The sequence below is a fragment of the Mycobacterium asiaticum genome (assembly GCF_001668675.1).
Lineage (GTDB): Bacteria > Actinomycetota > Actinomycetes > Mycobacteriales > Mycobacteriaceae > Mycobacterium > Mycobacterium asiaticum_D.
The window spans coordinates 1-1,364 of record NZ_LZKQ01000056.1 but is presented as its reverse complement, the minus strand read 5'-3'; the positions used below and the strand labels follow the sequence as shown (position 1 = coordinate 1,364).

The window sequence follows — 1,364 nt, the reverse complement described above, 5'->3', positions numbered from 1 at the left end:
GGTTCCGACGCGGTCAGGACCGGCACCCGGGTGTGGAACGAAAGACGTTGACTGACGAGCGGAATAGTGGCACCGCCACCGACCGTGGAACCGGCGCCGACCATGAGCGTGACGACCACCCGACCGGCGCCGGTCACCACCACGCATCCGCCGGCCCCGTCGAACACCGCGCCGCCCACCACGACGCCGCTGACGACCCCGTTCAGCAGCCCGCCCAGCAGCCCCGTGGCGGAGTCGCCGAGCGCGGCGGAGGCACCGCCCAGCACCGAGCCGCCGGTGAAGATGACCACCCAGTGGATACACGTCCCGCTGCTTCCGGTCCCGATCCCGATCCAGGTGCCGCAGAACCAGGTTCCACCAAACCAGCTACCGCAAAACCAGCTACCGCAGAACCAGATACCGCAAGACCCGGGACCCCAGAACCCCTTCCAGAATCCGGGAGGCTACTAAACCCTCAACCTTGGGTATAGCTGTCGCTTTTGAGCTTCATTGGAATTGCTCTCCACCTCGATGTGCGCGAGTAGGGTTTTAGCTGGCAAACTCATAACAGGCCAGCAGAACGAAAATCTCGCATATGGCTTGGAGGGGCGATGGACATCGTGCTCGGGGTGGCAATGGAGCCCTCAGCAGTCCGACTGGTGTTGATCGAGGGGGCGAACGCCGACGGTGTTTCGATCGAGGAAGACAGCATTGAGGTCACCGAGACCGCGCAGGTGATCGACGCGCTCATCGGCACGCGCGAAGGCGCCGCCGAGAGCGGATACCGGCTCGCGTCGACGGGCGTGACGTGGACGGACGCCAGCGAAGTCGCGCCGCTGCGCGCGGAGCTGGCGGCCCGCGAGATCGGCGGCGTCATGCTGGTCTCCCCGCTGTTGGCCGCCGCCGCGTTGGCGCAGACGGTCGGCGCGGCGCTGGAATACGAGCACATCGCGATGCTGTTCGTCGAGGCCGACAGCGCGACGCTGGCGGTCGTCGACGTCGCCGACGGTTCGATCGTGGACCTGCATCGCCATGTGCTGCGGGATGCGTCGGTGGCCGCCGAGCTGGTGACCATGCTCGCCGGACTGGATGCCCCGGAGTCCCGCGCCCAGGGCGTGTTCGTGGTCGGTTGTGGCGTCGACATCGTCGGCCTCAAGCCCACCCTGGAGGCGGCGACGTCGCTGGTGGTCAGCCTGCCCGAGGAGCCGGACACGGCGCTGGCCCGCGGGGCCGCGCTGGCCTCGGCCAACGCGCCGCTGTTCTCCTCGTCGACCTCCGCGTTGGCCTACGCGCTGGATCCCGGCACCGGCGAAGTGAACCCGCACGCGCTCACCCCGCACTATCTGGACGTCTGCGCCGTCGCGGGCGTCGGCGAGGGCGCCCTG

Annotated in this window: 1 protein-coding gene and 1 pseudogene; one reads left to right on the top strand and one right to left on the bottom strand. The window is 68.4% G+C overall.

Annotation, left to right across the window (positions count from 1 at the left end):
- Window positions 1-86: pseudogene (locus tag A9X01_RS32160) on the bottom strand (hypothetical protein); the annotation flags it as partial.
- 504 nt (window positions 87-590) lie between these two features.
- Here A9X01_RS32160 and A9X01_RS05585 point away from each other — a divergent pair.
- A partial coding sequence (locus tag A9X01_RS05585; RefSeq protein ID WP_436405233.1) for a DUF7159 family protein occupies window positions 591-1,364 on the top strand: 774 nt, incomplete at its 3' end.